Raw genomic sequence first — 25,669 nt, 5'->3', positions numbered from 1 at the left:
GTAGATCCGTCGGGCCTCTCGTCTTCTGCGGCCGCCACGTGAAGCACCCGGTCAGCGAGCGACCGTGGTCGCCACCCGCAGCACCCGCGCCTCCTCCGGGCCCAGCACCGGCAGCGCCACCCCCGCCTCCTGTAGCGCCCTGCCGGGCAGCTCGACACCATCGGGCGCCCAGGCGTCGGTGAGGTCCGCCCCACCGGGCGGTGGCGGGAGCTGCTCGGTGAGGCGGTAGATGCGGGCAGGGTCCAGGCCGGTCGGCCGCAGCGGCGCGAGGTGCTGGGTGGCGGTCGCGCCGACGGTGGCCACGACGTACCACGCCTCCGAGCGATCGGCGGCGACCACGCCCGTCACCATCACCGACGGGTCGGGGTGGTCGGGGTGCACGAGCGTGCCGGTGCCGATCAGCGGGCGGACCTGCTTGTGCAACGAGATCCAGGACCGGAGCTCGGCGAGCCCGGCGTCGTCCACGCGGGTGAGGTCCCACTCGACACCGAAGGAGTGGAGGAGCGCGGTGGCCGCCCGGTAGCGCAGCGCGTGCGTACGCCCGGTGGTGTGCGAGGTCGGCCCGCCCACGTGTGAGCCCATCAGCTCCGGCGGCACCAGGAGCGAGGTCCACCGCTGCAGGTGCTGGCGTTCGAGCGGGTCGATGGTGTCGCTCGGCCAGATGCGGTCGGCGCGCGTCAGCACCTCGGCGTCGACCCGGGCGCCGCCGGACGAGCAGGACTCGATCTCCAGGGCCGGATGTGCCTCACGCAGCTCGTCGAGCAGCCGATAGGCCGCCACGGTCTGTCCGTGCACGGCGGGACGGCCCTCGTGGGTGGCGTCGGTGAGGTCGCGGTTGTGGTCCCACTTGAGGTAGGCGATGTCAAGCTCGTCGAGCAGGGCCAGGAGGGCGGCGCGGAGGTCCGCGTAGGCCGCGTCGTCCTGCAGGTCGAGCACCTGCTGGTGGCGCCACTCGGGCGGTGGCGTCGAGCGGCCGCGCAGCACTCGCTCCGGGTGGGCCTGGGCCACTCGGGAGTCGAGGTTGACCATCTCCGGCTCGACCCACAGACCGAACTCCATCCCCGCCCCGGTGACGTGCTCGACCAGCGGCCCGAGCCCGTGGGGCCACACCGCCGGGTCGACGCTCCAGTCCCCGAGCGCGGCGGTGTCGTCGCGACGTCCGAGGAACCAGCCGTCGTCGAGGACGAAGCGTTCGACGCCGACCGACGCGGCCACGTCGGCCAGCTCGGTGAGCCGGCCCAACGACTGGTCGAAGTAGACCGCCTCCCAGGTGTTGGCGATGACCGGCCGCTGGCCGCGGGCTCGCGGCGTGACGGCGCGGAGGTGGGCGTGGAGCCGGTGGCTGAGCGGGTCCAGTCCGGCACCGGACCACGAGGCGAGGAGGCGGGGGGAGTGGTAGGTCTCACTCGGCGCGAGGACCACCTCGCCGGGGCTGAGCAGCTCGCCGCCCCCGAGCAGGCACTCGCCTTCGGGGGTGCGCTCGGCGTACGTCGTGTGGTTGCCGCTCCAGGCCGTGTGCACCGCCCACACCTCCCCGCGACTGAACGAGAAGCCGGGTGTGCCGGCGACCATCAGCAGCGTCGCGTCGTGCCCGGTGCGCCCGCGACGGCCGTCGCGGCGGTGCGTGCCCTGGACCCAGGGGTGCCGTTGTGGCGTGCGTTCCCGGCACCAGCGGCCGGTGAGGTCGAGGAGCTCGCCGGCGCGGGCCGGCACGGGCAGGGACGTCAGCACCGACGCCAGGTGGAGATCGCCGTCGGCGGTGTTGGTGACGCTCGTGCGGGCGTGCAGCAGGCCGGCGTCGTCGAGGACCAGGTCGACCGTCACCGACCACCCAGCCTCGTCGTCGGTGGAGGTGCAGACGAGCCGCCCGTCGGCGAGGCCCACGTCCCAGGCGACCAGGCTCGGAGCGGCGGCCGTCGCGCTGCCCCCGACGCGGTGCCCGCTCAGGCCGGGGGTGCCGGAGAAGCCGCGCGTGCCGTCGGGCACCAGTCCGGTGCGGCGCGGCAGGTCGTACGACGATCGCGGGACGCCCGGCGCGCCGGCCGCCACCAGCGCGGACAGGGCGGCGGCGTCGAGATCGCCCAGGGCGGTGCCCCAGTGCAGAACGGCCGGAATGCCTCCGGCGTCGCGGCCGACCACGACGCTGACGCCGCCACGGCTGAGGTGGACCGGGCCGTCGCCGGGCTGATCGGTGGGTGGGAAGTCGTCGCTCATCGGTGGCCGGCTTCCAGGTCGTCGGGGTCGGCTGGGTCCACGACGACGACCTCCGCCACGTGGTCGGCGAGGGCGGCGCTGGCGTGGGCGGAGAGGCCGGAGTCGGTGACGAGCACGGCCGCCTCGGACAGGGCCGCCATGCTGCTGAGTCCCACCACGCCCCACTTGCTGGAGTCGGCGAGCACGATGAGCCGGCGCGAGCGCTCGATCATGGCGCGGTTGGTCTCCGACTCCAGCAGGTTGGGCGTGCTGAAGCCGGCCCGGACGTCCATGCCGTGCACCCCCATGAAGAACGCGTCGACGTGGAGGCTGCGCAGCGAGGAGACCGCGACGGGACCGACCAGGGCGTCGGAGGGTGTGCGGAGGCCGCCGGTGAGCAGCACCGACGTGGTCGCCTCTCCGGTGCGGTGCAGGACGTCGGCGACCCACACCGAGTTGGTGACGACGGTGAGGTCGGGGACGCGCGCGATGTGATCGGTGAGGACGTGCGTGGTGGTGCCGGCCGACACGGCGATCGCCATCCCCGGGTTGACCAGGCCGGCCGCGGCGGCCGCGATGGCCTCCTTCTCGCTGCGGCGCTGCACCGACTTGGCGGCGAACCCGGGCTCCGCCGACGAGGGCTCGGCCACCGCCAGGGCACCGCCGTGCACCTTCTCCAGCAGGCCGTCGCGGTGCAGCGCGACGAGGTCGCGCCGGACCGTCATGTCGGAGACCCCGAGGAGCTCGACGAGGTCGGTGACGCGCACCGTCCCGTCGCGGCTCAGCTCGGCGAGTATGCGTCCGCGGCGCTGCGCAGCCAGCATCAGGCGCCTCGTTCCCGTGCGGTGGTGTCCTCCCGCACGACGGCGACCCCTCCGGCGGGCACCACGAGGCTGCCCGCGACCGGTGTGCCGGTCAGCAGCTCGACGCCGTGCACCGGGACGTCTGCCCGGTCGGGGCCGTGGTTGAGCACGAACAGCCACTGCGCGTGGTCGCCGACGCGCCGGGTCACCTCGACCAGCGGGCCGGCGCCGGGCAGGCGCTCGATCCCGGTCTCGGTGACCAGCCGCTCGACCAGGCGATCGGTGCCGTCGGCGTCCAGGCGGGTCGCGACGTACCAGGCCGAGCCGGCGCCGACCTCTCGCCGGGTCACCGCGGGCAGGCCGGCCGCTGGACCGCCGAGGTGGGTGGCGACGGCCTCGGCCCCGACCAGCTCGAGGTCCTCCGCCCAGGTGTCGGCGGTGACCGTCCCGGTCCCGAGACCCTCCACCTGCACCGTCTCGCCCGACAGCAAGGGGAGGAACTCGGTCGTACGCACGCCGAGCAGGTCACGGAACGCGCCGGGGTAGCCCCCCAGGCGGATGTGGTCGTTCTCGTCGACGATGCCGCTGAAGTAGGTGATCACCACGGTGGCGCCGGCCTCGGCGGTGGCCGCGATCGCGGCGGCGTGCTCGGCGGAGACGAGGTAGAGGGTCGGCACGACCACGAGGCGGTAGCCCGACAGGTCGGTGCTCGGGTGGACGACGTCGACACCCACGCCGTACGCCGACAGGGCCCGGTGGAGGTCCTCGGCCCGGTCGCGGTAGCTGACGTCGACGCTGGGGTGGGAGTCCAGCTGGCAGCCCCACCACGCCTCGTAGTCGAACAGGATCGCGGTCTCGTTGCGCGGGGTGCTCCCGGCGGCCTCCTCGATCGCATCGAGGACGCGCGAGAGCTCAACGACCTCCCGCCACTGCCGGGTGTCGGTGCCCGCGTGCGGGAGCAGGCCGGAGTGGAACTTCTCCGCTCCCGCCCGCGAGGCCCGCCACTGGAAGAACAGCACGGCGTCGGCACCGTGCGCGACGTGGGCGAGGCTGTTGCGGATCATCTCGCCCGGTCGCTTGGCCCGGTTGCGCGGCTGCCAGTTGACCGCGCTCGTGGAGTGCTCCATCAGCAGCCACGGCCGTCCGTGCGCGGTGCCCCGGGTGAGGTCGGCGCTGAAGGCCAGCTCGCGGTGGCCGCCCTCCTCGGCGGCGATGAGGTAGTGGTCGTTGGAGACGACGTCGAGCTCGCGGCCCCACCGCAGGTAGTCCATCTCCATGGTCTGACGCATCACCATGAAGTTGGTGGTGACCGGGACGCCGGGGGAGAGGCGATGGAGCACGTCGCGCTCGACGACGAAGTTGTCGAGGAGCTGGTCGGAGGAGAAGCGCAGGAAGTCCAGCTGTTGCGTCGGGTTGGCGTGGGCCGGGGCCAGCCGCGGAGGCAGCACCTGCTCGAAGTCGTCGTAGCGCTGGGACCAGAACGCCGTACCCCAGGCGTCGTTGAGGCGGGCCACGTCGTCGGCGTAGCGCTGCCGCAGCCACGTGCGGAACGCCGCCGCGCTGACGTCGCAGTAGCAGCGGGCGTTGTGGCAGCCGAGCTCGTTCGAGACGTGCCACAGCGCCAGCGCCGGATGGTCGTGGTAGCGCTCGGCCAGGGCCGTGCAGAGGGCGACTGCGTGCTCGCGGTAGACGGGCGAGCTCGGGCAGAAGGCCTGTCGTCCGCCGGGGAACAGGGTCCGGCCGTCGTGGGTCACCGGGAGCATCTCGGGGTGCCGGTGCGTCAGCCACGGCGGGGGCGACGCGGTGGCCGTCGCCAGGTCCACCGCGATCCCGGCGGCGTGCAGCGCGTCCATCTGCTCGTCGAGCCAGGCGAAGTCCCACGTGTCGGGGCTCGGCTGCAGCCAGGCCCACGAGAACACGCCGAGGGTGACCAGGTCGACCCCGGCCTCCCGCATCAGGCTGCGGTCCTCCTCGTGGGCGGCCACGGGCCACTGCTCGGGGTTGTAGTCGCCGCCGAATGCGAGTGGGGGCAGGGGTGTCGGCATGCGGCTACTGTGACGAGGCTCACGCGGCGAAGTCAACGTCCGTCGGGGTGGATATCGGTTCGGAAATGTTCGAAGCGGTCCGAATCGGACGGACTTCGGGGTTGACGGTGCTGTGTCGCTCGTCACATGCTGTGGCTCCTTGTTGGGTATTGTCTCGAGGAGGCCGTCGTGTCCCGCACCCCGTCCAGCGCCGTACCCCGTTCCGCCGTCGCCACCATGACCGCCACCCGGCGCTCGATCCTGCGCGGTCTGGCGCTCAGCGGCCTCGCGGTCGGTGGGGCCAGTGCGCTCGCCGCCTGTGGCGGCGACGACTCCGGGCCGTCGAGCGGCTCGGGTGCCACGGTCAAGTTCGGCATCAACGAGGCCGAGGGCGTGGGCCCGGCCTACGACCGGCTCGCGGCCATGGCCGAGGCGTACACCAAGGAGACCGACACCAAGGTCAGCCTCAACGCGGTCGACCACAACACGTTCCAGGAGAGCATCAACACTTACCTGCAGGGCACCCCCGACGACGTCTTCACCTGGTTCGCCGGGTTCCGCATGGCGCAGTTCGCCGAGAACGGGTTGATCACCGACCTCAGCGACCAGTGGCCCATCGACGGGCTCAACGACTCGTTCAAACAGGCGGCGACGGCACCCGACGGCAAGCAGTACTTCGTCCCCGTGCAGTACTACCCGTGGGCGGTCTTCTACCGGAAGTCGGTCTTCGACAAGAACGGCTGGGCACCGCCGGAGACCAACGACGACTTCATGGCGCTCATGGAGGACATGCAGGGCAAGGGCGTCACCCCGTTCGCGTTCGGCGACAAGGACGGCTGGCCCGCGATGGGGACCTTCGACATCCTCAACATGCGGCTCAACGGCTTCGACTTCCACATGAGCCTGATGGCCGGTGACGAGGCGTGGGACGGTGACGAGGTCAAGCAGGTCTTCGAGACCTGGCGCACGCTGCTGCCCTACCACCAGGCCGACCCGCTCGGCAGGACCTGGCAGGAGGCGGCCACCGCCATGGGCAAGGGCGAGTGCGGGATGTACCTCCTCGGCACGTTCGTCGTGGACGCCCTCGGCGAGAACGGCGAGGACCTCGACTTCTTCACCTTCCCCGAGCTCGACGCCTCGATCGGCTCGGATGCCCTCGACGCCCCCATCGACGGCTTCTGCGTCGCCTCCGCCGGCAAGAACCAGGAGGCCGGAAAGGCGATGGCGAAGTGGCTTGGCAGTGCCGCCGCCGCGGACGCGGCCAACAGCAACGCTGACGCGCCGTTCATCGCTGCCAACGAGGGCGCGAGCACCTCGACCTACAGCGACCTGCAGAAGAAGTCCGCGGAGGTTGTGGGAGCCGCGGCCAACATCGCGCAGTTCATGGACCGCGACACCAACGCCGACTTCGCCAACACGGTGATGATCCCCTCGATCCAGGCCTTCCTGAAGGACCCGGACGACATCGACGGGGTGACGGCCAGCATCCAGGAGCAAGCCACGTCGATCTTCGGCTGAGTCATGACCCACATCGACGAGGCGCCGCCGCCGGCGCAGGCTGGGGCCGGGGCGCCACCCCGGGGCCGGGAGAAGAAGCTCCGCGGCACGGACAGGGCGACCGTCATCGTGATGGTGACGATCCCGCTGCTCCTCGTCGTGCTGCTGGTGTGGGTGCCGGCCCTGCTGTCGGTCGTGCTGTCCTTCGGGAAGTGGAACGGCTTCGGCGATCTCGACACGATCGAGTGGGTCGGCGTCCAGAACTACCACGACATCTTCACTATCTACCCCGCGTTCTGGCCGGCGATCCGGCACAACCTGATCTGGCTGGGCTTCCTGTTCGTCTTCCCGACGATCCTCGGCATGGTGCTCGCGGTGGTCCTCGACCGGGAGATGAAGGGAAGCCGGTTCTACCAGACGGCGTTCTACATGCCCGTGGTGCTGTCGCTGGCCCTGATCGGGTTCATCTGGCAGCTCTTCTACTCGCGCGACCAGGGCCTGATCAACCAGGTCTTCAACAGCCAGGTCGACTGGTACGGCGACCCCGACATCAACCTGTGGGCCGTGCTGGTCGCCACCGCATGGCGACACACCGGCTACATCATGCTCATCTACCTCGCGGGCCTGAAGGGAGTCGACGCCAGCCTGCGTGAGGCGGCCGCGGTCGACGGCGCCGGCGAGGTGAAGACCTTCTTCCACGTCATCTTCCCGGTCATGCGTCCGATCAACCTGGTCGTGGTGGTCATCGTGGTCATCGAGTCGCTGCGCGCCTTCGACCTCGTCTGGGTGATCAACAAGGGCCGCAACGGGCTGGAGGTCATCGGCGCCCTCGTCGCGCAGAACGTCGTCGGCGAGGCGACGCGCTACGGCTTCGGCTCGGCGCTCGCGGTGATCATGATGGTCATCTCCTCGGTGTTCATCACCCTCTACCTGCGGACCGTCTTCCGCGAGGAGCGCTCCCGATGACCTACGAGACCCCGGTCGCCACCGCGCCCACCCCGCTCGGGTCCGTGCCGGCCCGCACGGAGGGTGGGGTGTTCAGCAAGCGCCGCGGTGCCGTGGCGACGGTCATCGTCGCCGTCCTGGCCCTCGTGTGGCTGTTCCCGCTGCTCTGGGCGCTCATCAACTCGTTCCGGGAGTACGAGTACACGCAGGCCAACGGCTACCTGTCCTTCGGGGGGTGGACCACCAGCAACTACGAGCAGGCGTGGGAGCAGGGCAACTTCGGGCGGCACATGCGCAACTCGCTCCTCATCACCGTCCCGGCGGTGGTCCTGACGTTGTGGCTCTCGTCGATGGTGGCCTTCGTGCTGGCCCGGTTCAGCTATCGTTTCAACCTCGCGATGCTGGGCGTCTTCCTCGCCGCCAACCTGCTCCCGCCGCAGGCGTTGCTCATCCCCGTGTTCCGAATGTTCCGCGAGATCCCGCTGCCCTACTTCATGAGCGACTCGGAGTCGATGCTCAACAGCTTCTGGGCGCTCATCCTCGTCAACACCGCCTTCCAGCTCGGCTTCTGCACGTTCGTGCTGAGCAACTACATGAAGACGCTGCCCCACGAGATCTACGAGTCGGCCGAGCTCGACGGGGCGAGCGTGTGGCGGCAGTACTGGCAGCTGACGATGCCCCTCGTCCGTCCCGCGCTCGCCGCGCTGGCCACCTTGCAGGTCACCTGGGTCTACAACGAGTTCTTCTGGGCGACCGTGCTCATCCAGCAGGGCGACAAACTGCCCGTGACGTCGGCGCTCAACAACCTGCGCGGGCAGTTCTTCACCGACACCAACCTGGTCGCGGCGGGGTCCATCATCGTCGCCCTGCCGGTGCTGGTGGTCTTCTTCGCGCTCCAGAAGCAGTTCGTGTCCGGGCTGACGCTGGGTTCCACCAAGGGCTGACCACCCTCCGACGGTTCATCAAGGTATGTCGCTGGACCTGCACCTCCCATGGTGAGCTCGCCGAGGGAAGTGCGGGTTGGGCTGCATACCTTGATGAACCGTCAGCACGGGTCAGCGGGTCAGCGGCGCACCCAGGCGCCGGACCGCATCACCCGGACCACCCCGAGCCCGGCGTCGAGGACCACGAGGTCGGCGCGGCGGCCGGGCGCGAGGGCGCCCACGTCGTCGAGCCCCCACGCGGCGGCCGGGACGGTGCTGGCCGCGCGTACGACGTCGACCAGCGGCAGGTCCGCGGTCCGGACGGCGAACCGCACCGCTGCGTCCATGGTGAGCGTCGAGCCGGCGATCGCGCCGTCGCCCGTGCTGTCGGCCAGCCGGGCGATGCCGTCGCGCACCTCGATGTCCATCGGGCCGAGGCGGTAGTCGCCGTCGGGTGCCCCCGCCGCCGCCATCGCGTCCGTGACGAGGATGCAGCGCCCGGGCGCCGCCGCGAAGGCGGCACGCAGCACGGCGGGGTGCAGGTGGACCCCGTCGGCGATCAGCTCGACGGCGGCGGTCGAGTCGAGGAGCGCCCCGGCGGCCCCGGGCTCGCGGTGGTGGAGCGCTCGCATGGCGTTGAAGAGGTGCGTGCCGACACGTGCACCCGCGTCGAGCGCGGCGCGCGCCTGGTCGTACGTCGCGTCGGTGTGCCCGATCGCGACCACCACCCCCGCCGCGTCCAGCCGGCGCACGGCGTCGAGCCCGCCGGGCAGCTCGGGGGCGAGGGTGACCATCCGGACGGCTCCGTCGCCGGCGGCCAGCAGCGCCTCGACGGCGGCGGGGTCGGGGTGCGCGAGGGCACCGGGCTGGTGGGCGCCCGAGCGTCGCGGGCTGAGCCAGGGGCCCTCGAGGTGGATCCCCGCGAGGTGGCCGGCCGCGACCAGCCCGGCGAGCTCGCGTACGGCGGCCGCCATCCGGTCGGTGGTGTCGGTGACCAGGCTGGCGGCCATCGAGGTGGTGCCGTGGGCGAGGTGGGCGGCTGCGACGACCTCGGCGGCGTCGGGCGTGCCCGCGTCGAACGACGCGCCGCCCCCGCCGTGCACGTGGATGTCCACGAAGCCGGGCGCGACGGTGACGTCGCCGAGGGCGACGTCGGGGGAGCGGGGCGGCGGGCCCTCGCCCACCTCGACGATCCTCGCCCCCTCCAGGAGCAGCCACCCCGGCGCGAGGACCCGCGCCGGGGTGACCACCTGGGCTGCGCTGACGATCACGTCAGGCCTTGTTGTCCTGCACGAGGATCGACCCGCCGCTGGCGGGGTCCGTGTCGTCCTCGCGCCCCGGCGTCTTGAGGTTCCACTTGCGGATGACGAAGCGGAAGCCGAAGTAGTAGACGGCCGCGTAGGCCAGACCGATCGGGATGATCAGCAGTGGCCTGGTCGCGATGTTGAAGTTGAGCACGTAGTCGAACAGGCCGGCCGAGAAGCCGAAGCCGTCCTTGATCCCGAGGGCGTTCACGAGAGCCATCGACGTGCCCGTGAGGAGGGCGTGGATGACGTAGAGCGGGAACGCGACGAACATGAACGCGAACTCGAGCGGCTCCGTGACGCCGGTGAGGAACGCGGTCAGCGCGGCGGACAGCATGATGCCGCCGACGAGCTTCTTGTTCTCCGGGCGCGCCTCGTGCCAGATCGCCAGCGCGGCGGCCGGGAGGGCGAACATCATGATCGGGAAGAAGCCGGTCATGAACGCACCGGCGGTGGGGTCGCCGGCGAGGAAGCGCGCGATGTCACCGTGGTAGACCTCGCCGTTGGCGGAGTACTCGCCGAAGATGAACCACGGCGGGTTGTTGAGGATGTGGTGCAGGCCGAGCGGGATGAGCAGCCGGTTGAGGGTGCCGTAGACGAACCCGCCGAGCACGGCGTTGTCGGTCACCCACTCGCCGAGGCCGGTGATGCCGGCGTCGAAGGCGGGGTAGACGAAGCTCATCAGGACCGAGACGACCAGCATCGCGAACGCGGTGATGATCGGCACGAAGCGGCGCCCGCCGAAGAACGCGAGGTAGGGCGGCAGGGTGATCCGGTGGTAGCGCTGCCACAGCCACGCGCTGACGAGGCCGGAGACGATGCCGCCCAGCACCCCGTAGTTGATCAGCTCGTCGCCCTCGAGGATGACCGGCGACATCGCGTCGCCGACGCCCTTGAAGACGAGGTAGCCGACGACCGCCGCGAGCGCCGTCGAGCCGTCGGACTTGCGGGCCATGCCGATCGCGATGCCGACGGCGAAGAGCAGCGGCAGGTTGGCGAACAGGGCGTTGCCGGCGGCTCCGATGACCGCGGCGACGTTGTCCCAGCCCAGGCCGTCGGCCCCGAGCAGGTCGGGCTGCCCCAGCCGGAGCAGCAGGGCTGCCACGGGGAGGGCGGCGATCGGGAGCATCAGGCTGCGCCCGAACCTCTGGACCGGCGCGAGGTTCCACCTGCGCTTGTCCGACGTGGTGCCGCTCGACGCGGCTTCCTGGGTGGTCATCAGGATCGTTCCCTTCTCGTGGTGCTGTCGGTGCTGCTCGCGCGTGGATCCGCGCGGAGGCTCATGTGGACCTGGTAGTGGTCTCCGCGGTAGCGCGAGACGACGTGCTCGACGGGGCGCCCGGCGGCGCTGGAGACGCGACGGAAGACCAGGAGCGGGGTGTGGACGGGGGCCTCGAGGCGACGCGCGGTGGCCCCCTCGGCGCTCTCGCCCCACACGGTCTGCTCCGCGTTGTCGATGACGAGGCCGTAGCGCTCGGCGAAGAGGGTGTAGAGCGAGCCGGTGAGGTCGGCGGTGTCGAGGCCGGGCAGGAGGTCGGTGGGATACCACCCCTGCTCGATCGCCATCGGGCGCCCGTCGGCCAGGCGCACGCGGTCGATGCGCCATGCCGTGCCCCTCTCACCCAGCTGCAGTGAGCCCACCACGTCACCGGGCGGCCGCTCCTCGTCGACGAGCATCAGGCGCGTCGAGGGCACCAGCCCGCGACGGCGCATGTCCTCGGAGAACGACGCCAGGTGGAGGTGGCTCTCCACGCGCGGCGCGGCGACGAAGGTGCCCTTGCCCTGGATCCGGCGGAGCAGCCCGCCGGCCACCAGGCTCTCGATCGCCCTGCGGACGGTCGCCCGCGAGACGTCGTACGTCGCCATCAGCTCGCGCTCGGACGGGATGGCCGTGTCAGGGCCGAGCTCGCGGGTCGCCAGGTCGGCCAGCACGTCGCTCAGCTGGGCGTGCTTGGGCCGGGGGCCGTCGTCGATCCTGCGGGCCATCTCCACCTCTCGACGCCGGGCGCCTGCATTGGTACGGTCTGGTCCGTACCAGTTGGGAGGATGGGTCCCGGCGCCCCCGTTGTCAAGGACCGCTCATGAGCACAGCACCGACGCGCATGGCCGCCGAGATCGCCGAGCAGCCGGCGGCTGCGGCGCGCACCCTCGAGCACCTCGTGCCGCTCCAGCCCCGCCTGCGCGAGCTCGCGGAGGACAGGCGCCGCGTGCTCCTCGTCGCGCGCGGGTCCAGCGACAACGCCGCGATCTACGGCCGCTACCTCCTCGAGGTCGCCGCCGCGGTGCCGGCGGCGCTGGCGGCCCCCAGCGTGGCCACCCACTACCGCTCGCGGCTCGACCTCTCGGACTGCCTGGTCGTCTCGGTCTCGCAGTCGGGCGCCACCGCCGAGATCGTCGAGACCCAGGACTGGGCCCGGTCGTGCGGGGCCGCGACCGTCGCCATCACCAACGTCGACGGGTCACCGCTCGCCGACGCCGCCGACCTCAGCCTGGTCACCCGCGCCGGCCCCGAGACGGCGGTGCCCGCCACCAAGACCTACCTGACCCAGCTCGTGGCGCTCGCCCTGCTGGCCGACGCCCTCGCACCGGACCACGCGCTGGCCGACGGCCTGGCCCACGTCCCCGCAGCGGTGGCCCGGCTGCTCGAGTCCGACGTGGCCGCGGCCGCCGAGGCTCTCGCCGCCGCCGAGCAGGTCGTCGTCTCCGGTCGCGGGCTCCTGCTGGGCACCGCCCTGGAGACGGCGTTGAAGATGGAGGAGACCTGCCTGCGGCCGGTGCGGGGCTACTCCTACGCCGACCTGCGCCACGGTCCCATCTCGGTGGTGCGGGAGGGGCTGCTGGCCGTGCTGGTGGGCTCGGCGAGCGGCCCGCTGGCCGAGCCGATGGCCGACCTCGTCCGCGATCTCCGCGAGCGGGGCGCGCGTGTCCTGGGCATCGGCGGGACGCCGACGTTCGCCGACCTGTGCGACCTGCACCTCGCCGGGCCCGACCTGCCCGAGACGCTCGAGCCGATCGCGTCCATCGTCCCGGCGCAGATGATGGTCGAGCAGACGGCCCGCCGGCTCGGCCTCGACCCCGACAATCCCCGCGGACTCCGCAAGCTCACCCGGACCGACCGCTGACCCCGACCCACCCACCGAAGGACATCCACATGAGCAGCAAGGCAGAGAAGATCCTGGCCGGCCTCGGCGGCGCCGACAACGTCGTCGAGATCGAGGCGTGCATCACCCGGCTCCGCACCGAGGTCAAGGACGGGTCGCTCGTCGACCAGCCCGCCCTCAAGGCCGCCGGAGCCCACGGTGTGATGGCCAGCGGCACCGTCGTCCAGGTCGTCGTCGGGCCCGAGGCCGACAACCTCGCCGACGACATCGAGGACCTGATGTGAGCGGTGGGTCCGTGCAGGTGCTGGCCCCCTGTCCGGGGCGGGTGGTCGCGATCGCCGAGGTGCCCGACGCGGTGTTCGCCGAGGAGATGGTCGGCCCCGGGATCGCCATCGAGCCGGCCATCGAGCCCGACGGCGGACCCACGACGGTCGTCTCGCCGATCGCCGGGACCGCCGTGAAGGTGCTCCCGCACGCGTTCGTCGTGCTCGGCGACGGCGTCGGCGTGCTGGTGCACCTCGGCATCAACACCGTCCGTCTCGAGGGCGAGGGCTTCGACGTCCTCGCCGCGCAGGGGAGCGAGGTGGCCGCGGGCGACCCGATGATCGCCTGGGACCCCTCGTCGCTCCCCGCCAGCGCGGGAGGGCAGGACGTCTCGCCGGTCGTGCCGGTCGTCCTGATGGACGCGGCGAAGGGCTCGGTCACCAGTGAGGCGATCGGCACCTCGGTCGCGGCGGGCGACCTCCTCTTCGTGGCTCCATGACCGGCTCCACGACCGGCTCCACGACCGGCTCCGCCCTCTCGGGCTTCCTGCTCGACCTCGACGGGACCCTCGTCGACTCCGAGTCGCTGCACCGGGCGTCGTACGAGGCGTGGTTCGCCCACCGCGGCTGGGAGCTGCCCGACCTGGCCATGTTCACGGGGCGGCGCGCCGAGGACGTCTTCGCCGTCGAGCCCGGTCCCTGGTCGGGGCACGACCCCGTGGCGCTGGCCCGGGAGGTGGTGCCGTTCGTGCCGGACGAGCCGCCCACGCCGGTGCTCGGTGCCCGCGACCTGCTCCTGGGCGCCCGCGCCACCGGTGTGCCGCTGGCGATCGTCACCTCGGCCGGTCCGGACTGGGTCGAGCGCTCGCTGCGCGCGATGGCGCTGGACCTCGACAGCGTCGACGTCGTCGTCACCTCCCGCGACGTCGCCGACGGCAAGCCGCACCCGGCCGGCTACGCCCTGGCCTGCGAGCGGCTCCACATCGATCCGGCCCACGCCCTCGCAGCCGAGGACTCGCCGGCCGGGGTGCGCGCGGCGCGCGGCGCCGGCGTACGCCGCGTGGTGGGCGTCGCGACCACCCACCTCGCGGCCCGGCTCGAGGATGCGGGCGCCACCGAGGTGCACGACGACCTGCGTCCACTGCTGGGGCTCGTCGCCCGCGGCTGAGGCACCCGCGCCCGGCCGCGGTTCAGCGGTCGCCCCGGTCGCCCACGGTCCGCGCGTGCGGGCGGCCCGGGTCGTCGAGGGCGGGCGCGACCTCTCCCGCGCGCAGCGCCTCGAGCTGCGCGCAGACGGCCGTGCCGTAGAAGAACGCGACCGACGACAGCAGCGCCCACAGCAGCAGGGCGAAGACGCCGGCGAGCGGGCCGTAGACGCTGCCGAAGGACCCGCTCAGCGAGACGTACGCCGCCAGCCCGGCCGTGGCGACCGCGCTCAGCACGACCGCGATGCCCGACCCCAGCGCGAGCCAGGTGAGGCCCGGCTGCCGGCGGCGCGGCGCGTGGTCGAGGAGCACGGCGATCGCGACCACGAGCAGTGCGATGCCGACCGGCCAGCGCAGCACGTTCCACCAGTCGACCGTGCGATCGGACCAGCCGTAGCTGTCGGCCATCGCGTCGCCGAAGGCGCCACCGCCGACGAGCATCACGAAGCCGATGCCGACCGGTGCGGCGAGCACGGCCGTCAGCACCGCCGCGCGGCCGTACTTGGCGAGCGCCGGGCGGTCGCGCCGGATGCCGTAGATGCGGTTGGCGCCGCGCTCGACCTGGGCCATCGCCGTGGTCATCGACACGAGCGCGAACCCCAGGCCGAGGAACAGCGCGATCTCGCCGGCCAGCTCGGAGGCGTCCGACCCGTCCACCGCCGAGGCGAGCGCGTCGCCCTCGCCGGCGCCGGGGGAGATCGAGTCGACGACGTGGGCCACGACCGCAGCGGGCCGCTCCTCGTCGAGGTCGGCGGCCAGGCCGGTCAGGGCCAGCAGGAAGGGAACGACGGCGAGGCACGCCTGCAGCGCGAGGGCCCGGGAGTTGGTGAACCCGTCGCCGTAGCGGAACCGCACGAACGACTCCACCGCGATCCGGCGCAGCCCGTGCTCGCGCGCGAGGTGCCACGCGTCGAGGGCGTCGAGCTCGTCACCGTCCATCTCCGTGGTGACGGGCACGGTGCGCGCGGTGGTCATGCGCCGCACCCTAGGTGGCCACCCGCGGGGCGGCCCTGTCGGCCCGGAACAGGTCGAAGAAATCGTTATCGACAACGATTGACACCACGGACGCGCCTCGGGCACGCTGCTCGGGTGTGATCCACGTCATAGGCGGCGGGGTCGGAGAGGATCGATCGAGATGCGGAAGCAGACACGAGTCGCAGCGCTGGCCCTGCTGTGCGCCGGGACCACCCTGACGGCCTGCGGCGCCGACGACAGCACCGCAGACGGGGACGACAACACCATCACGTGGTGGCACAACTCCAACAACGAGCCGGGCAAGGGCTTCTACGAGAAGGTCGCGTCCGACTTCGAGGACGACAACCCGGGCGTCACCGTCGAGGTCACGGCGATGGCCCACGAGGACATGGTCGACAAGCTCGCCGCCGCCTTCCAGAGCGGCGACCTCCCCGACGTCTACATGGAGCGCGGCGGCGGGGAGCTCGCCGCCCACGTCGACGCGGGCCTGACCCGTGACCTGACCGAGGACGCCGCCGAGGAGATCGAGGCCATCGGCGGCTCGGTCGCCGGGTGGCAGGTCGACGGCCGCACCTACGCGCTTCCCTTCTCCCTCGGCGTGGTCGGCGTCTGGTACGACACCGAGCAGTTCAAGGAGGCCGGCGTCACGCCGCCCACCACCATGGCGGAGTGGGAGCAGGCCAATGACGACCTCAAGGCCGCCGGCATGACGCCCCTCTCCCTCGGCGCCGGCGACAAGTGGCCGGCCGCCCACTACTGGTACTACGCAGCCGTGCGCACCTGCAGCGAGGACGTCCTGACCCAGGCGGTCGCCGACCTCGACTTCTCCGACCCCTGCTTCGTCGAGGCCGGCGAGGTGGTCGAGGACATCGTCGCCACCGAGCCGTTCAACAAGGGCTTCCTGGCGACGCCGGCGCAGGAGGGGGCCAACTCGGCGTCCGGCCTGCTCGCCACCGGCAAGGTCGCCAGCGAGATGCAGGGCCACTGGGAGCCCGGCGTCATGCAGGGCCTCACCGACAGCGGCGAGGGGCTCGGCGACCGGACCGGCTGGTTCCCGTTCCCCGCGGTCGAGGGTGGTGCCGGCGACCCGGCCGCGGCCCTCGGCGGCGGTGACGCGTGGGCCGTCGCGGAGGGGGCGCCCGACACGGCCGTCGACCTGGTCACCCACCTGCTCAGCGAGGACGTGCAGCGTGAGTTCGCCGAGAACGACATGGGCCTGCCGACGGTGCCCTCCGCGACCGACGCGGTCAGCGACCCGGTCCTCGCGGACCTGATCGAGGTCCGCGACAGCGCGCCCTACGTCCAGCTCTACTTCGACACGGCGTTCGGCGAGTCCGTGGGCGGTGCGATGAACGACGCGATCGCGCTCATGTTCGCCGGAAAGGCCACGCCGCAGGACGTCGTCGACGCCATGCAGCAGGCCGCCGACGACCAGGGCTGAGCGGGAAGCCGGCCAGGAAGATTCCGTGACCCTGCCTCCACTGACCGCCGCCCCCGATCTGGGGACCGGCGACCCCGCCCCGGGGGATCGGGCCGAGATGGTGCGGTCGGCCCGCCCCCGGGGCGGGACCCGACCCACCGCGCGCCAGCGGCTGGAGATCGTGGTCTTCGTCCTGCCCGCCCTGGTGCTGCTCGGCCTGTTCGTCGCGTGGCCGGTGCTCTCGGCGGTGCGCATGTCGCTCTACCGGTGGCGCGGGTTCGGGCCGATGGACGACTTCGTCGGCCTGGCCAACTACCGCCGGGTGCTGACCGACGACGTGTTCACCCAGGCGGTGACCCACAACCTGGTGATCGTCGTGCTCAGCATCGCCATCCAGCTGCCGCTGGGCCTCGGCGTCGCGCTGCTGCTCAACCGGCGGATGCGAGGGCGCGGGGTGGTGCGCACGCTCATCTTCGTCCCCTACGTCGTCGCCGAGGTCATCGCCGGCGTCATCTGGTTCCAGCTGATGATCCCCGACACCGGGGTCGTCGACGGACTGCTCGGCGGGGTCGGCGTCGTCCCGCCGGAGCAGGGCTTCCTCGGCACCCCGGGGCTGGCGTTGTGGGCCGTCATGGCCGTGCTCACGTGGAAGTACCTCGGGCTGGCGATCCTGCTCCTCCTCGCCGGGCTCCAGTCGGTGCCGGAGGAGGTCTACGAGGCGGCGCAGCTCGACGGCGCGTCGTGGTGGCAGACCCAGTGGCGCGTGGTCGTTCCGCTGCTCGGCCCGACCATCCGCACCTGGTGCTTCCTGTCGATGATCGGCTCCCTCCAGCTCTTCGACATGGTCTGGGTGCTGACCGGCGGCGGCCCGGCCAACGCCACCACGACCATGGCGACCTACCTCGTCACCCAGGGCACCCAGCGCGGCAACTACGGCATCGCCGGGGCCGCCTCCGTCGTCCTCTTCGTCATCGGCGTGGCCATGGCCGCGCTCTACCAGCGTCTCGTGCTGCGGCGCGACACCCGAGACCTGAGGTGAGCACCGTGACGTCTCCCAGCGCAGCCCCTCGTGCTGCCCCTCGTGCTGCTGCCCCCCGGGCGGCTCCCCGGTCCATCGGCCGCGCCAACCCCGCCGTCTACGTGATCGCGCTCGCCGTCGTGGCGGTGAGCGTCGGCCCGGTCGTCTACGGCGCGCTCAACGGCTTCCGGTCCAACGAGCAGATCGCCAGCGACCCCGCCGGGCTGCCGAGCCCGTGGCGCCTCGACAACTACACCGCGGTGCTCACCAACCCCGACTTCTGGCGCTACGCCACCAACTCGCTGGTGGTGGCGGCCCTGACCACCCTCGTCGCGGTCGGGGCGGGAGTGATGGCGGCCTACCCGCTGGCGCGCTACGAGTTCCGGCTGCGCGAGCCGCTGTTCATGGTGTTCGTGCTCGGCCTGCTCTTCCCCCTCGCCACCGCGATCATCCCGCTCTCGATCCTGATCAGCCGCGACCTCCAGCTGTCCAACACCTGGTGGGGCGTGGCCCTGCCGCAGGCGGCGTTCGCGCTTCCGGTGACCGTCGTGATCCTGCGCCCCTTCCTGATGGCGCTGCCGCGCGAGCTCGAGGAGGCGGCCCTGATCGACGGCGCCTCACGGGTCGGCGTGTTCTGGCGGATCGCGCTGCCGCTCAGCCTGCCCGCCCTGGTCACCGTCGGCGTGCTGGCCTTCGTCGGGTCCTGGAACTCCTACCTGCTGCCGCTGCTCCTGCTGCAGGGCGAGATGCGTACGCTCCCGCTCGGCGTCGCCGACTACTCCACCCAGTACTCCGCCGACACGGCCGGCGTGCTCGCGTTCACGACCGTGGCGACCCTGCCCGCACTCATACTCTTCCTGGCCCTCCAGGGTCGGATCGTCAACGGGCTGCAGGGTGCGGTGAAGGGCTGATGAGGATGGTGGAGATGACCGGGCAGCGGACCGCCCGCCGGGTGACCATGCAGCAGGTCGCCGCCGAGGCCGGGGTGTCGGTCTCGACCGTGTCGAAGGTGATCAACGGCCGCTACGGCATCTCCGCGGTGACCGCCGCCCACGTGAGCGGCGTGATCGAGCGGCTCGGCTACGAGACCAGCCTCGTCGCGCGCAGCCTGCGCAACCAGCGCACCCACGTGGTCGGCGTGCTGGTCGCCGACTTCGAGCCCTTCAGCACCGAGGTCCTCAAGGGAGCGGCCGACGCCATCCGGGGCTCCGGCTTCGAGCTCGTCGCCTACTCCGCCGGTGGTCGGGTCGACGAGCACGTCGGGTGGGAGCGTCGCTACCTCTCCCGGCTGATGGGCACCCTGGTCGACGGGGCGGTGCTGGTGACGCCGACGGTCACCGACGTCGACGCCGACGGGCCCGTCGTCGCCATCGACCCGCACACCGGCAGCACCACCATCCCGACGGTGACCGCCCACAACCTGCAGGGCGCCAGCGCGGGCGTACGCCACCTCCTCGAGCTCGGGCACACCCGCATCGGCATGGTCACGGGCCGCGCCGACCTGGTCTCGGCACAGCTGCGCGAGCAGGGCTTCCGCGACGCGCTCGGCGAGGCAGGCGTCCCGGTCGACGAGTCGCTGGTCGTGCGCGGCGCGTTCGAGACCGACGTGGCCCGCGAGGTCGCGCACCAGCTGCTCGGGCGCAGCGACCGGCCCACGGCGGTCTTCGCCGCCAACGACCAGATGGCCCTCGCGGTGCTCGACGTCGCCCGCGAGCTCGGCATCGACGTGCCCGGCGACCTGTCGCTCGTGGGCTTCGACAACATCCCCGAGTCGGCGCTGTCGGAGCCGCCGCTGACCACGGTCGCCCAGCCCATCCGCGAGATGGGACGCGACGCCGTCTCCATGCTCCTCGGGCTGATCGAGGGCCGCGAGCCCGCAGACGTCCACCACACGCTGGGCACCGAGCTGGTGCTGCGGCGTTCCACCCGAGCCCTCGGAGGTGTCGCCCCGTGACCGCCCCGCTCTCCCCGACCGACCCGCACGAGCCATGGCGCGACCCGACCGTGGGCATCGACGACCGGGTCGACGACCTGGTGGCCCGGATGACGCCCGCCGAGAAGGTCGCCCAGCTCTCCGGGGTGTGGCTCCTCGCCGCCGACGCCGGCGAGATGGCGCCGATGCTGCACGAGTCGGGGCCCGACCTGGCGTGGGAGGACATCGTCGCCGACGGCCTCGGCCAGCTGACCCGGCCGTTCGGGACCGCGCCCGTCGAGGTCGAGCACGGGCTCCGCACGCTCGCCGAGCGGCAGGACCAGGTGCGGGCGGCCAACCGCTTCGCCATCCCGGCGCAGGTGCACGAGGAGTGCCTGACCGGGCTCAACGCCTGGGGCGCCACGATCTACCCGACGCCGCTCAGCTGGGCGGCGGCGTTCGACCCCGACCTCGTCGAGCGGATGGGGGCGCAGATCGGCACGCTGATGGCGCGGCTGGGCATCCACCAGGGCCTGGCGCCGGTGCTCGACGTCACCCGCGACCTCCGTTGGGGCCGCGTCGAGGAGACGATGGGGGAGGACCCCTACCTCGTCGGGACGATGGCCTCGGCCTACGTGCGCGGCGTGCAGTCCGCCGGCGTGGTGGCCACCCTCAAGCACTTCCTCGGCTACTCCGCGTCCCGCGGCGGGCGCAACCTCGCCCCCGTCGGCATGGGCACCCGCGAGCTCCACGACGTGATGCTGCCGCCGTTCGAGATGGCCCTGCGCGCGGGCGCCCGCTCGGTGATGAACGCCTACACCGACATCGACGGCATCCCGTCGGCCGCCGACCCGGCCCTGCTCACCACGCTGCTGCGCGACCAGCTCGGCTTCGAGGGCACGCTGGCCGCCGACTACTTCTCCGTGGCGTTCCTGCACACCCTGCACCGGATGGCCGCCGACCTCGGAGAGGCGGCCGGCCTCGCGCTGGACGCCGGCATCGACGTCGAGCTGCCGACGGTCGACGCCTACGGCGCCCCGCTGCTGGAGGCGCTCGCCGACGGCCGCGTCGACGAGAAGGTCGTCGACCGCGCCCTGCGGCGCGTGCTGCGGCAGAAGTGCGAGCTCGGGCTCCTCGACGCCGACTGGGAGCCGGCCCCGGCGCGTCCGGTCGACCTCGACCCCCCGGAGGCCCGCGCTCTCGCGCGCGACATGGCGCGGCGCTCTGTCGTGCTGCTGGCCAACGACGGCACGCTCCCGCTCGCCGAGGGCACCCGGGTCGCGCTGGTCGGGCCCAACGCCGACACCGGCGAGGCGATGCTGGGCTGCTACTCCTTCCCGATGCACGTGCTGGCCCACCACCCGGGCACCGAGGTGGGCCTTGCGATCCCGACCCTGCGCGACGTGCTCGCCGGGTCCTACGACGTCGTGCACGTGCGCGGCTGCGCGGTGGGGGTGGCGCGCCTCGTCGACGACGAGCCGGACGACCCCGAGGCCGCCCTCGAGGCGGCGGTGGCCGCGGCGCGCGACGCCGACGTGTGCGTCGCGGTGCTCGGCGACCGGGCCGGGCTCTTCGGCAACGGCACCTCGGGCGAGGGCTGCGACGCGGCCGACCTGCACCTGCCCGGGCGGCAGGAGGAGCTGCTGGGCCGGCTGCTGGAGACCGGCACGCCCGTCGTCGCCGTCCTGCTCGTCGGGCGGCCCTACGACCTCAGCGCGTATGCCGACCGGCTCGCCGGCGTCGTGTGCGGGTTCTTCCTGGGCGAGGAGGGCGCGACGGCGGTCGCCGAGGTGCTCTCGGGCCGCACCAACCCGTCCGGGCGGCTGCCCGTGAGCTTCCCCGGCGCCGGCTCCGTCCAGCCGTCGACCTACCTCGGCTCGCCCCTCGCGCACCGCACCGAGGTCACCACCCTCGACCCGACGCCCCTGTTCCCCTTCGGGCACGGCCTCGCCTACGCGCGGGCGACCTGGCGCGGCGTGGAGCTGCTGTCGGGGCCGACCTGGCCCACCGACGGCGTGGCCGAGGTGCGCGTCGAGCTGGCCAACGAGACCGACCGCGAGGTCTCGGAGGTCGTGCAGGTCTACCTCCACGACTGCGCCGCCTCCGTGGTGCGCCCGGTCCAGCGCCTGGTGGCGGCGGTCCGGGTCGACCTGGCACCCGGCGCACGTCGCCGACTCGACCTGCGGCTGCACGCCGACCTCACGTCGTTCACCGGCCGTGACCACGTCCGGCTCGTCGAGCCCGGAGCGGTCGAGCTGCGGGTCGGTCGCTCCAGCGCCGACCACGAGGCGGTCCTGGCGCTGAGCCTGGTCGGCTCCGAGCGGACGGTCGGTCCCGACCGCGTGCTCGAGCCCGAGGTCGTCGAGGTCGACGAGGTCGACGAGGCACCGTGAGCGACGGCTTCGTGCCGGGCGGGGCCACCGCGCCGACGGCCGTCCCGATCGAGGCGGCGCGGGGCACCGGCCGGGTGGCCGCGCTGACCTTTGACGACGGCCCGGACCCCCGCCAGACCGGCCGCCTGCTCGACGTGCTCGCCGAGCTGGGCGTCACGGCCACCTTCTGTGTCGTCGGGCAGCGCGTTCGTGCCCCCGGAGGGGCCGAGCTGCTGCGCCGCATCGTGGCCGAGGGACACGCGCTGGGCAACCACTCGCTCGACTACGCCGACCTCGGGTCGGCCACCGAGGAGGAGGCCGCCGCCGTGCTGCTGGCCACCCTCCGCATCATCCGTGAGGCGCTGGGCGACCCGGACGCGGCGGTGCCCTGGTATCGCGCGCCCAACGGCTCGTTCGGCCGCACCGGGCAGGTGGCTGCGTCGCTCGGGATGCAGCCGCTCGGGCTGGGCAACGTCATCCACGACTGGGACGACTGCGACGATCGCAGCGTGGCCACCCTGGCGGACCACCTGCGCGCCGCGATCGCCCCGGGCGCCGTCGTCCTGGCCCACGACGGCGGTGGCGACCGGGCCACGACCGTCGACGCCGTCGCCCTCGTCGTCGCCGAGAAGGTCGCCGACGGATTCCACTTCACCCTGCCGCGTGGCGGCGCCGAGGAGCACCCGTGACCACCTCCGACCCCGCCCGCATCAACTGGGCGGGCAACGTCACCTACCGCGCCCGCGAGCTGGTCGCGCCCGGCAGCACCTCCGAGCTGCAGGAGGTGGTCGCGGCGGCCGCGGCCGATGGGATGCGGGTGCGTGCCCTGGGCTCGCGCCACTCGTTCTCGACGGTCGCCGACACCGACGGACTCCACGTCAGCGCCCGCGACCTCGGGCTGCCGGTGGAGGTCGAGGACGGCCCCGACGGGCCGGTCGCGGTGGTGCCGGCGGCGGCGACCTACGCCGAGGTCGCGCCGGTGCTGCACGCCGCGGGCCGCGCGCTCCACACCATGGGGTCGCTGCCCCACATCAGCGTGGCCGGCGCCTGCGCCACCAGCACCCACGGGTCCGGCGACGACAACGGCTCCCTGGCGACCGCGGTCACCGCGCTCGAGCTGGTCACGTCCGCCGGCGAGCTCGTCCGCATCGGGGCCGACGACCCCGACCTGCGCGGGGCCGTGGTCTCGCTCGGCGCGCTCGGCGTGGTGACCCGGCTGTGGCTGCGGACCGAGCCCACCTACGACGTCCGTCAGCGGGTCTGGGCCGACCTTCCCGCAGCCGAGGTGGCCGAGCAGCTGCCGGCCGTGCTGGCCAGCGGCGACAGCGTCAGCGTGTTCACCGACCTGTCCGACCCGGAGCGGGTCACCTCGGTGTGGGTCAAGGAGCGCCTCGACAGCCCTCGCGCGCTCGCGCCGTGCCTGGCCTCGCGCGCCCCGGCCGACCGTGAGCTGCACCCGGTGCCGGGGGTCGACCCGCTCGCGACGTCGCCGCAGCAGGGCGTGCCCGGTCCGTGGCACGAGCGGCTGCCGCACTTCCGGGCCGCGCACCTGCCGAGCGTGGGGGAGGAGCTGCAGAGCGAGCTCTTCCTGCCGAGGGCCGCTGCACCCCACCTGCTGCCGACGATGACGGCCATCGCCCCGCTGGTCGCCCCGGCCCTCCTCGTCCACGAGATCCGCTCGATCGCCGCCGACGACCTGTGGCTGAGCCCGTTCCGTGGCCGCGACACGGTCGCCGCGCACTTCACGTGGCGTCCCGACGCGGCGCTGGTGCGCCCCGCACTGCGTGCGGTGGAGGACGCGCTCGCGCCGTGGGAGCCGCGCGCCCACTGGGGCAAGATCACGGCCACCCCGGCGCTGCGCGACCCCGGCGGCGCCTACGACCGCGCTGGGTTCGAGGCGCTGCGTGCGCGCCTCGACCCCGCCGGAGCGTTCCGCAACGACCTGCTCGACCCCTGACGCCTGTCGGTCGGCAGCGCCACACTGGGGCCATGGGCACTCGGGAGCGCTGGGGACAGGTCGCGGTGCAGCCGCGCAGGTTCTACGACGGCGGCACCCTGCCGACGCCGACCGGGCCCGGCGAGCCGCCCGATCCGGGCTCCGACCCCCGCATCGTGCTCGAGCGCCACTCCGACGAGGGGGTCGAGACGTTCGCGCTGGCGCGACGCCTGGCCTACCGCGACCGCCACCTCGGCGAGCTGCTCGTGCCGGCGCGCCCCGACTTCCGCACCGACCTGACGTCCGTGCCCGCCCTCTTCACCTGGCTGGTGCCCAAGACGGGCGCCCACCTGCCGGCCGCGCTGCTCCACGACGCCCTCGTGGCGGGTCGCGACGACCCGACGTCCTACGTCTCAACGGAGGGCCACGTGGTCGACCGGGTCGAGGCCGACCGGGTCTTCCGCGACGCGATGGCCGACACCGGCACGGGCGTCGTCCGGCGCTGGATCGTGTGGTCGGCGGTGACCGTGGCCACCGTCTTCATGGGCCGCGCGGTGCCCTGGTCGACGGCTCGGCACTGGTCCTACCGGGTGGCCGCCGCCCTCACGATCGCCGTCATCGTCTCCCTCGGCTACAGCGCCACGAGCGACCTGCTCGACCGCTCGTGGTGGGGCGCGGTCGACCTGCCGTGGATGGGGGAGCGGCCGTGGTGGGTCGAGCTCGCGGGCGGTTTCGCCGGGGCCGTGGTGCTGCCGCTGGCGCTGAGCCTGCTCTGGGGACGGCTGCGGACGGCGGGCGCGATCGCCGGGGTGATGCTGGCGGTGCTGCTCCACGTCACCGTCGCCCTGGCCGCCATCGCGGCGACCTACCAGACGGCGGAGTGGCTGGCGCGCCGCTCGCCGGTGGCGGCCTGGGCCCTGGCGGGGGCCGTCACCGGCGCCGCGCTGGTGCTGTTCGCGCTGCTCAACCTCGGCTGAGCACGACCCGGGACTCGGCCTGGGTCGCGCTCAGCGCAGCGAGTAGGTGGCGAGCGCCACACCGATGTAGTGCGCGGCGAACGCCAGGACGGTGAACGAGTGGAACACCTCGTGGAACCCGAACCAGTGCGGCGAGGGGTTGGGCCGCTTGAGGCCGTAGACCAGGCCGCCCAGCGTGTAGAGGACGCCGCCGACGGCCACCAGCACGAGCGTCGCGACCGCGACGCCGCTGCTGAACCGGTCGGCGCCCTCCATGAACTGGGGGATGAAGAAGACCGCGGCCCAGCCGAGCGCGATGTACATCGGCGTGTAGAGCCAGCGGGGCGCGTCGGTCCAGAACACGCGGAACACCACGCCGGCCACGGCCGCGCACCACACCACGACGAGCAGTGTCGTGCGGGCGGTGCCGTCGAGGAACAGCAGCGCGTAGGGCGTGTAGGTGCCGGCGATGAGCACGAAGATGTTGGCGTGGTCGAAGCGCCGCAGGAAGGCCCACGTGCGCGGCGACCAGGTGCCGCGGTGGTAGATCGCGGAGACGGTGAAGACGAGGAGGGCGGACAGGGCGAACGCCGCCGATCCGATGCGGGTCGAGGCGGTCGGAGACATCGCCACGAGCACGATGCCGGCGGCGCCGGCGATCGGAGCGGTCGCGGCGTGCAGCCAGCCGCGCAGGCGCGGCTTGATCTCGGCCATCTTGTCGGCCATCACCTCGCCGGCACGGTCCACGGCGTGCTCGACGCGGTCGCGGGGGGTCATGGCGGGGTGGTCCATACGGAAAAACTACCCCGTAGGGCGAGAGGC

At 72.8% G+C, this 25,669-nt stretch carries 23 protein-coding genes; 15 read left to right on the top strand and 8 right to left on the bottom strand.

Annotated elements, in window-relative coordinates; genetic code table 11:
* Positions 1 to 51 precede the first annotated feature (51 nt).
* Genes JX575_RS15300 through JX575_RS15290 form a run of 3 tightly spaced genes read right to left on the bottom strand, consistent with a single transcriptional unit; the run spans position 52 to position 5,041 of the window.
* Positions 52 to 2,214 carry an alpha-galactosidase gene (locus JX575_RS15300; protein WP_186340475.1) on the bottom strand — a complete coding sequence of 721 codons (2,163 nt, stop codon included), beginning with the start codon at positions 2,212 to 2,214 and terminating at the stop codon, positions 52 to 54.
* Positions 2,211 to 3,017 carry a DeoR/GlpR family DNA-binding transcription regulator gene (locus JX575_RS15295; RefSeq protein WP_186340476.1) on the bottom strand — a complete coding sequence of 269 codons (807 nt, stop codon included), beginning with the start codon at positions 3,015 to 3,017 and terminating at the stop codon, positions 2,211 to 2,213. The genes JX575_RS15300 and JX575_RS15295 overlap by 4 nt, the downstream gene beginning before the upstream one ends.
* Positions 3,017 to 5,041, bottom strand: coding sequence for a beta-galactosidase (locus JX575_RS15290; protein ID WP_186340477.1), 2,025 nt, complete (start codon positions 5,039 to 5,041; stop codon positions 3,017 to 3,019). Before JX575_RS15290 ends, JX575_RS15295 begins: the two co-directional genes overlap by 1 nt.
* Before the next feature lie 168 nt (positions 5,042 to 5,209).
* On the opposite strand from JX575_RS15290, the gene JX575_RS15285 reads away from it, so the two are divergent.
* Genes JX575_RS15285 through JX575_RS15275 form a run of 3 tightly spaced genes read left to right on the top strand, consistent with a single transcriptional unit; the run spans position 5,210 to position 8,406 of the window.
* Positions 5,210 to 6,538 (top strand): ABC transporter substrate-binding protein, encoded by a 1,329-nt coding sequence (locus JX575_RS15285; protein ID WP_206054416.1) that lies wholly within the window; start codon positions 5,210 to 5,212, stop codon positions 6,536 to 6,538.
* 3 nt (positions 6,539 to 6,541) lie between these two features.
* The gene (locus JX575_RS15280) at positions 6,542 to 7,483 is read left to right on the top strand and encodes a sugar ABC transporter permease (protein ID WP_186340478.1); all 942 of its coding nucleotides are present in this window, start codon (positions 6,542 to 6,544) and stop codon (positions 7,481 to 7,483) included.
* Positions 7,480 to 8,406, top strand: a complete 927-nt coding sequence (locus JX575_RS15275; RefSeq protein ID WP_186340479.1) for a carbohydrate ABC transporter permease — start codon at positions 7,480 to 7,482, stop codon at positions 8,404 to 8,406. Before JX575_RS15280 ends, JX575_RS15275 begins: the two co-directional genes overlap by 4 nt.
* 119 nt (positions 8,407 to 8,525) lie before the next feature.
* Here JX575_RS15275 and nagA read toward each other — a convergent pair whose 3' ends face one another.
* From nagA to JX575_RS15260, 3 genes are read right to left on the bottom strand one after another with little or no spacing between them, the layout of a single operon-like run.
* The gene (gene nagA, locus JX575_RS15270) at positions 8,526 to 9,656 is read right to left on the bottom strand and encodes an N-acetylglucosamine-6-phosphate deacetylase (protein ID WP_186340480.1); all 1,131 of its coding nucleotides are present in this window, start codon (positions 9,654 to 9,656) and stop codon (positions 8,526 to 8,528) included.
* Position 9,657: 1 nt separating this feature from the next.
* Positions 9,658 to 10,908 carry a PTS transporter subunit EIIC gene (locus JX575_RS15265; RefSeq protein WP_186340481.1) on the bottom strand — a complete coding sequence of 417 codons (1,251 nt, stop codon included), beginning with the start codon at positions 10,906 to 10,908 and terminating at the stop codon, positions 9,658 to 9,660.
* Positions 10,908 to 11,675, bottom strand: a complete 768-nt coding sequence (locus JX575_RS15260; protein WP_186340482.1) for a GntR family transcriptional regulator — start codon at positions 11,673 to 11,675, stop codon at positions 10,908 to 10,910. Before JX575_RS15260 ends, JX575_RS15265 begins: the two co-directional genes overlap by 1 nt.
* A 95-nt stretch (positions 11,676 to 11,770) precedes the next feature.
* Between JX575_RS15260 and JX575_RS15255 the strand changes: the two genes are divergently transcribed.
* The 4 genes from JX575_RS15255 to JX575_RS15240 are packed head-to-tail and all read left to right on the top strand — an operon-like array spanning position 11,771 to position 14,221.
* A complete protein-coding gene (locus tag JX575_RS15255; protein WP_241005195.1) occupies positions 11,771 to 12,811 on the top strand; it encodes an SIS domain-containing protein in 1,041 nt (346 codons plus the stop codon).
* A gap of 29 nt (positions 12,812 to 12,840) precedes the next feature.
* Positions 12,841 to 13,074 (top strand): PTS glucose/sucrose transporter subunit IIB, encoded by a 234-nt coding sequence (locus tag JX575_RS15250; RefSeq protein ID WP_186340483.1) that lies wholly within the window; start codon positions 12,841 to 12,843, stop codon positions 13,072 to 13,074.
* Entirely contained in the window at positions 13,071 to 13,553 is a 483-nt protein-coding gene (locus tag JX575_RS15245) for a PTS glucose transporter subunit IIA (protein WP_186340484.1), read from the top strand. Before JX575_RS15250 ends, JX575_RS15245 begins: the two co-directional genes overlap by 4 nt.
* Positions 13,550 to 14,221 (top strand): HAD family phosphatase, encoded by a 672-nt coding sequence (locus JX575_RS15240; protein WP_186340485.1) that lies wholly within the window; start codon positions 13,550 to 13,552, stop codon positions 14,219 to 14,221. The genes JX575_RS15245 and JX575_RS15240 overlap by 4 nt, the downstream gene beginning before the upstream one ends.
* 22 nt (positions 14,222 to 14,243) lie before the next feature.
* Here the strand turns inward: JX575_RS15240 and JX575_RS15235 are convergent, their stop codons facing one another.
* Positions 14,244 to 15,233, bottom strand: a complete 990-nt coding sequence (locus JX575_RS15235) for a YihY/virulence factor BrkB family protein (RefSeq protein WP_186340486.1) — start codon at positions 15,231 to 15,233, stop codon at positions 14,244 to 14,246.
* Between the two features lie 160 nt (positions 15,234 to 15,393).
* Between JX575_RS15235 and JX575_RS15230 the strand changes: the two genes are divergently transcribed.
* The 8 genes from JX575_RS15230 to JX575_RS15195 are packed head-to-tail and all read left to right on the top strand — an operon-like array spanning position 15,394 to position 24,868.
* On the top strand, positions 15,394 to 16,674 hold the full coding sequence (locus JX575_RS15230; RefSeq protein ID WP_186340487.1) for an extracellular solute-binding protein: 1,281 nt from the start codon (positions 15,394 to 15,396) through the stop codon (positions 16,672 to 16,674).
* 25 nt (positions 16,675 to 16,699) lie between these two features.
* On the top strand, positions 16,700 to 17,692 hold the full coding sequence (locus JX575_RS15225) for a sugar ABC transporter permease (protein ID WP_206054415.1): 993 nt from the start codon (positions 16,700 to 16,702) through the stop codon (positions 17,690 to 17,692).
* A 5-nt stretch (positions 17,693 to 17,697) separates the two neighbouring features.
* The gene (locus JX575_RS15220; protein ID WP_241005194.1) at positions 17,698 to 18,582 is read left to right on the top strand and encodes a carbohydrate ABC transporter permease; all 885 of its coding nucleotides are present in this window, start codon (positions 17,698 to 17,700) and stop codon (positions 18,580 to 18,582) included.
* 14 nt (positions 18,583 to 18,596) lie between these two features.
* Positions 18,597 to 19,625 carry a LacI family DNA-binding transcriptional regulator gene (locus JX575_RS15215; protein WP_186340489.1) on the top strand — a complete coding sequence of 343 codons (1,029 nt, stop codon included), beginning with the start codon at positions 18,597 to 18,599 and terminating at the stop codon, positions 19,623 to 19,625.
* The gene (locus JX575_RS15210) at positions 19,622 to 21,976 is read left to right on the top strand and encodes a glycoside hydrolase family 3 N-terminal domain-containing protein (RefSeq protein WP_241005193.1); all 2,355 of its coding nucleotides are present in this window, start codon (positions 19,622 to 19,624) and stop codon (positions 21,974 to 21,976) included. Before JX575_RS15215 ends, JX575_RS15210 begins: the two co-directional genes overlap by 4 nt.
* On the top strand, positions 21,973 to 22,644 hold the full coding sequence (locus JX575_RS15205) for a polysaccharide deacetylase family protein (protein ID WP_186340490.1): 672 nt from the start codon (positions 21,973 to 21,975) through the stop codon (positions 22,642 to 22,644). Before JX575_RS15210 ends, JX575_RS15205 begins: the two co-directional genes overlap by 4 nt.
* Complete coding sequence (locus tag JX575_RS15200; RefSeq protein ID WP_186340491.1) at positions 22,641 to 23,912, top strand: FAD-binding protein; 1,272 nt, start codon at positions 22,641 to 22,643, stop codon at positions 23,910 to 23,912. The genes JX575_RS15205 and JX575_RS15200 overlap by 4 nt, the downstream gene beginning before the upstream one ends.
* 32 nt (positions 23,913 to 23,944) lie before the next feature.
* Positions 23,945 to 24,868, top strand: coding sequence for a DUF1353 domain-containing protein (locus JX575_RS15195; RefSeq protein WP_186340492.1), 924 nt, complete (start codon positions 23,945 to 23,947; stop codon positions 24,866 to 24,868).
* 30 nt (positions 24,869 to 24,898) lie between these two features.
* On the opposite strand, the gene JX575_RS15190 is transcribed toward JX575_RS15195, so the two are convergent.
* Positions 24,899 to 25,639, bottom strand: coding sequence for a hemolysin III family protein (locus JX575_RS15190; protein ID WP_206054414.1), 741 nt, complete (start codon positions 25,637 to 25,639; stop codon positions 24,899 to 24,901).
* Between the last annotated feature and the right edge of the window lie 30 nt (positions 25,640 to 25,669).

Origin of the sequence: Nocardioides sp. zg-1228 (assembly GCF_017086465.1) — a bacterium.
In the GTDB taxonomy this organism is placed as follows: Bacteria; Actinomycetota; Actinomycetes; order Propionibacteriales; family Nocardioidaceae; genus Nocardioides.
The sequence above is the reverse complement of the archived record's forward strand: the minus strand, read 5'-3'. Positions and strand labels throughout refer to the sequence as shown.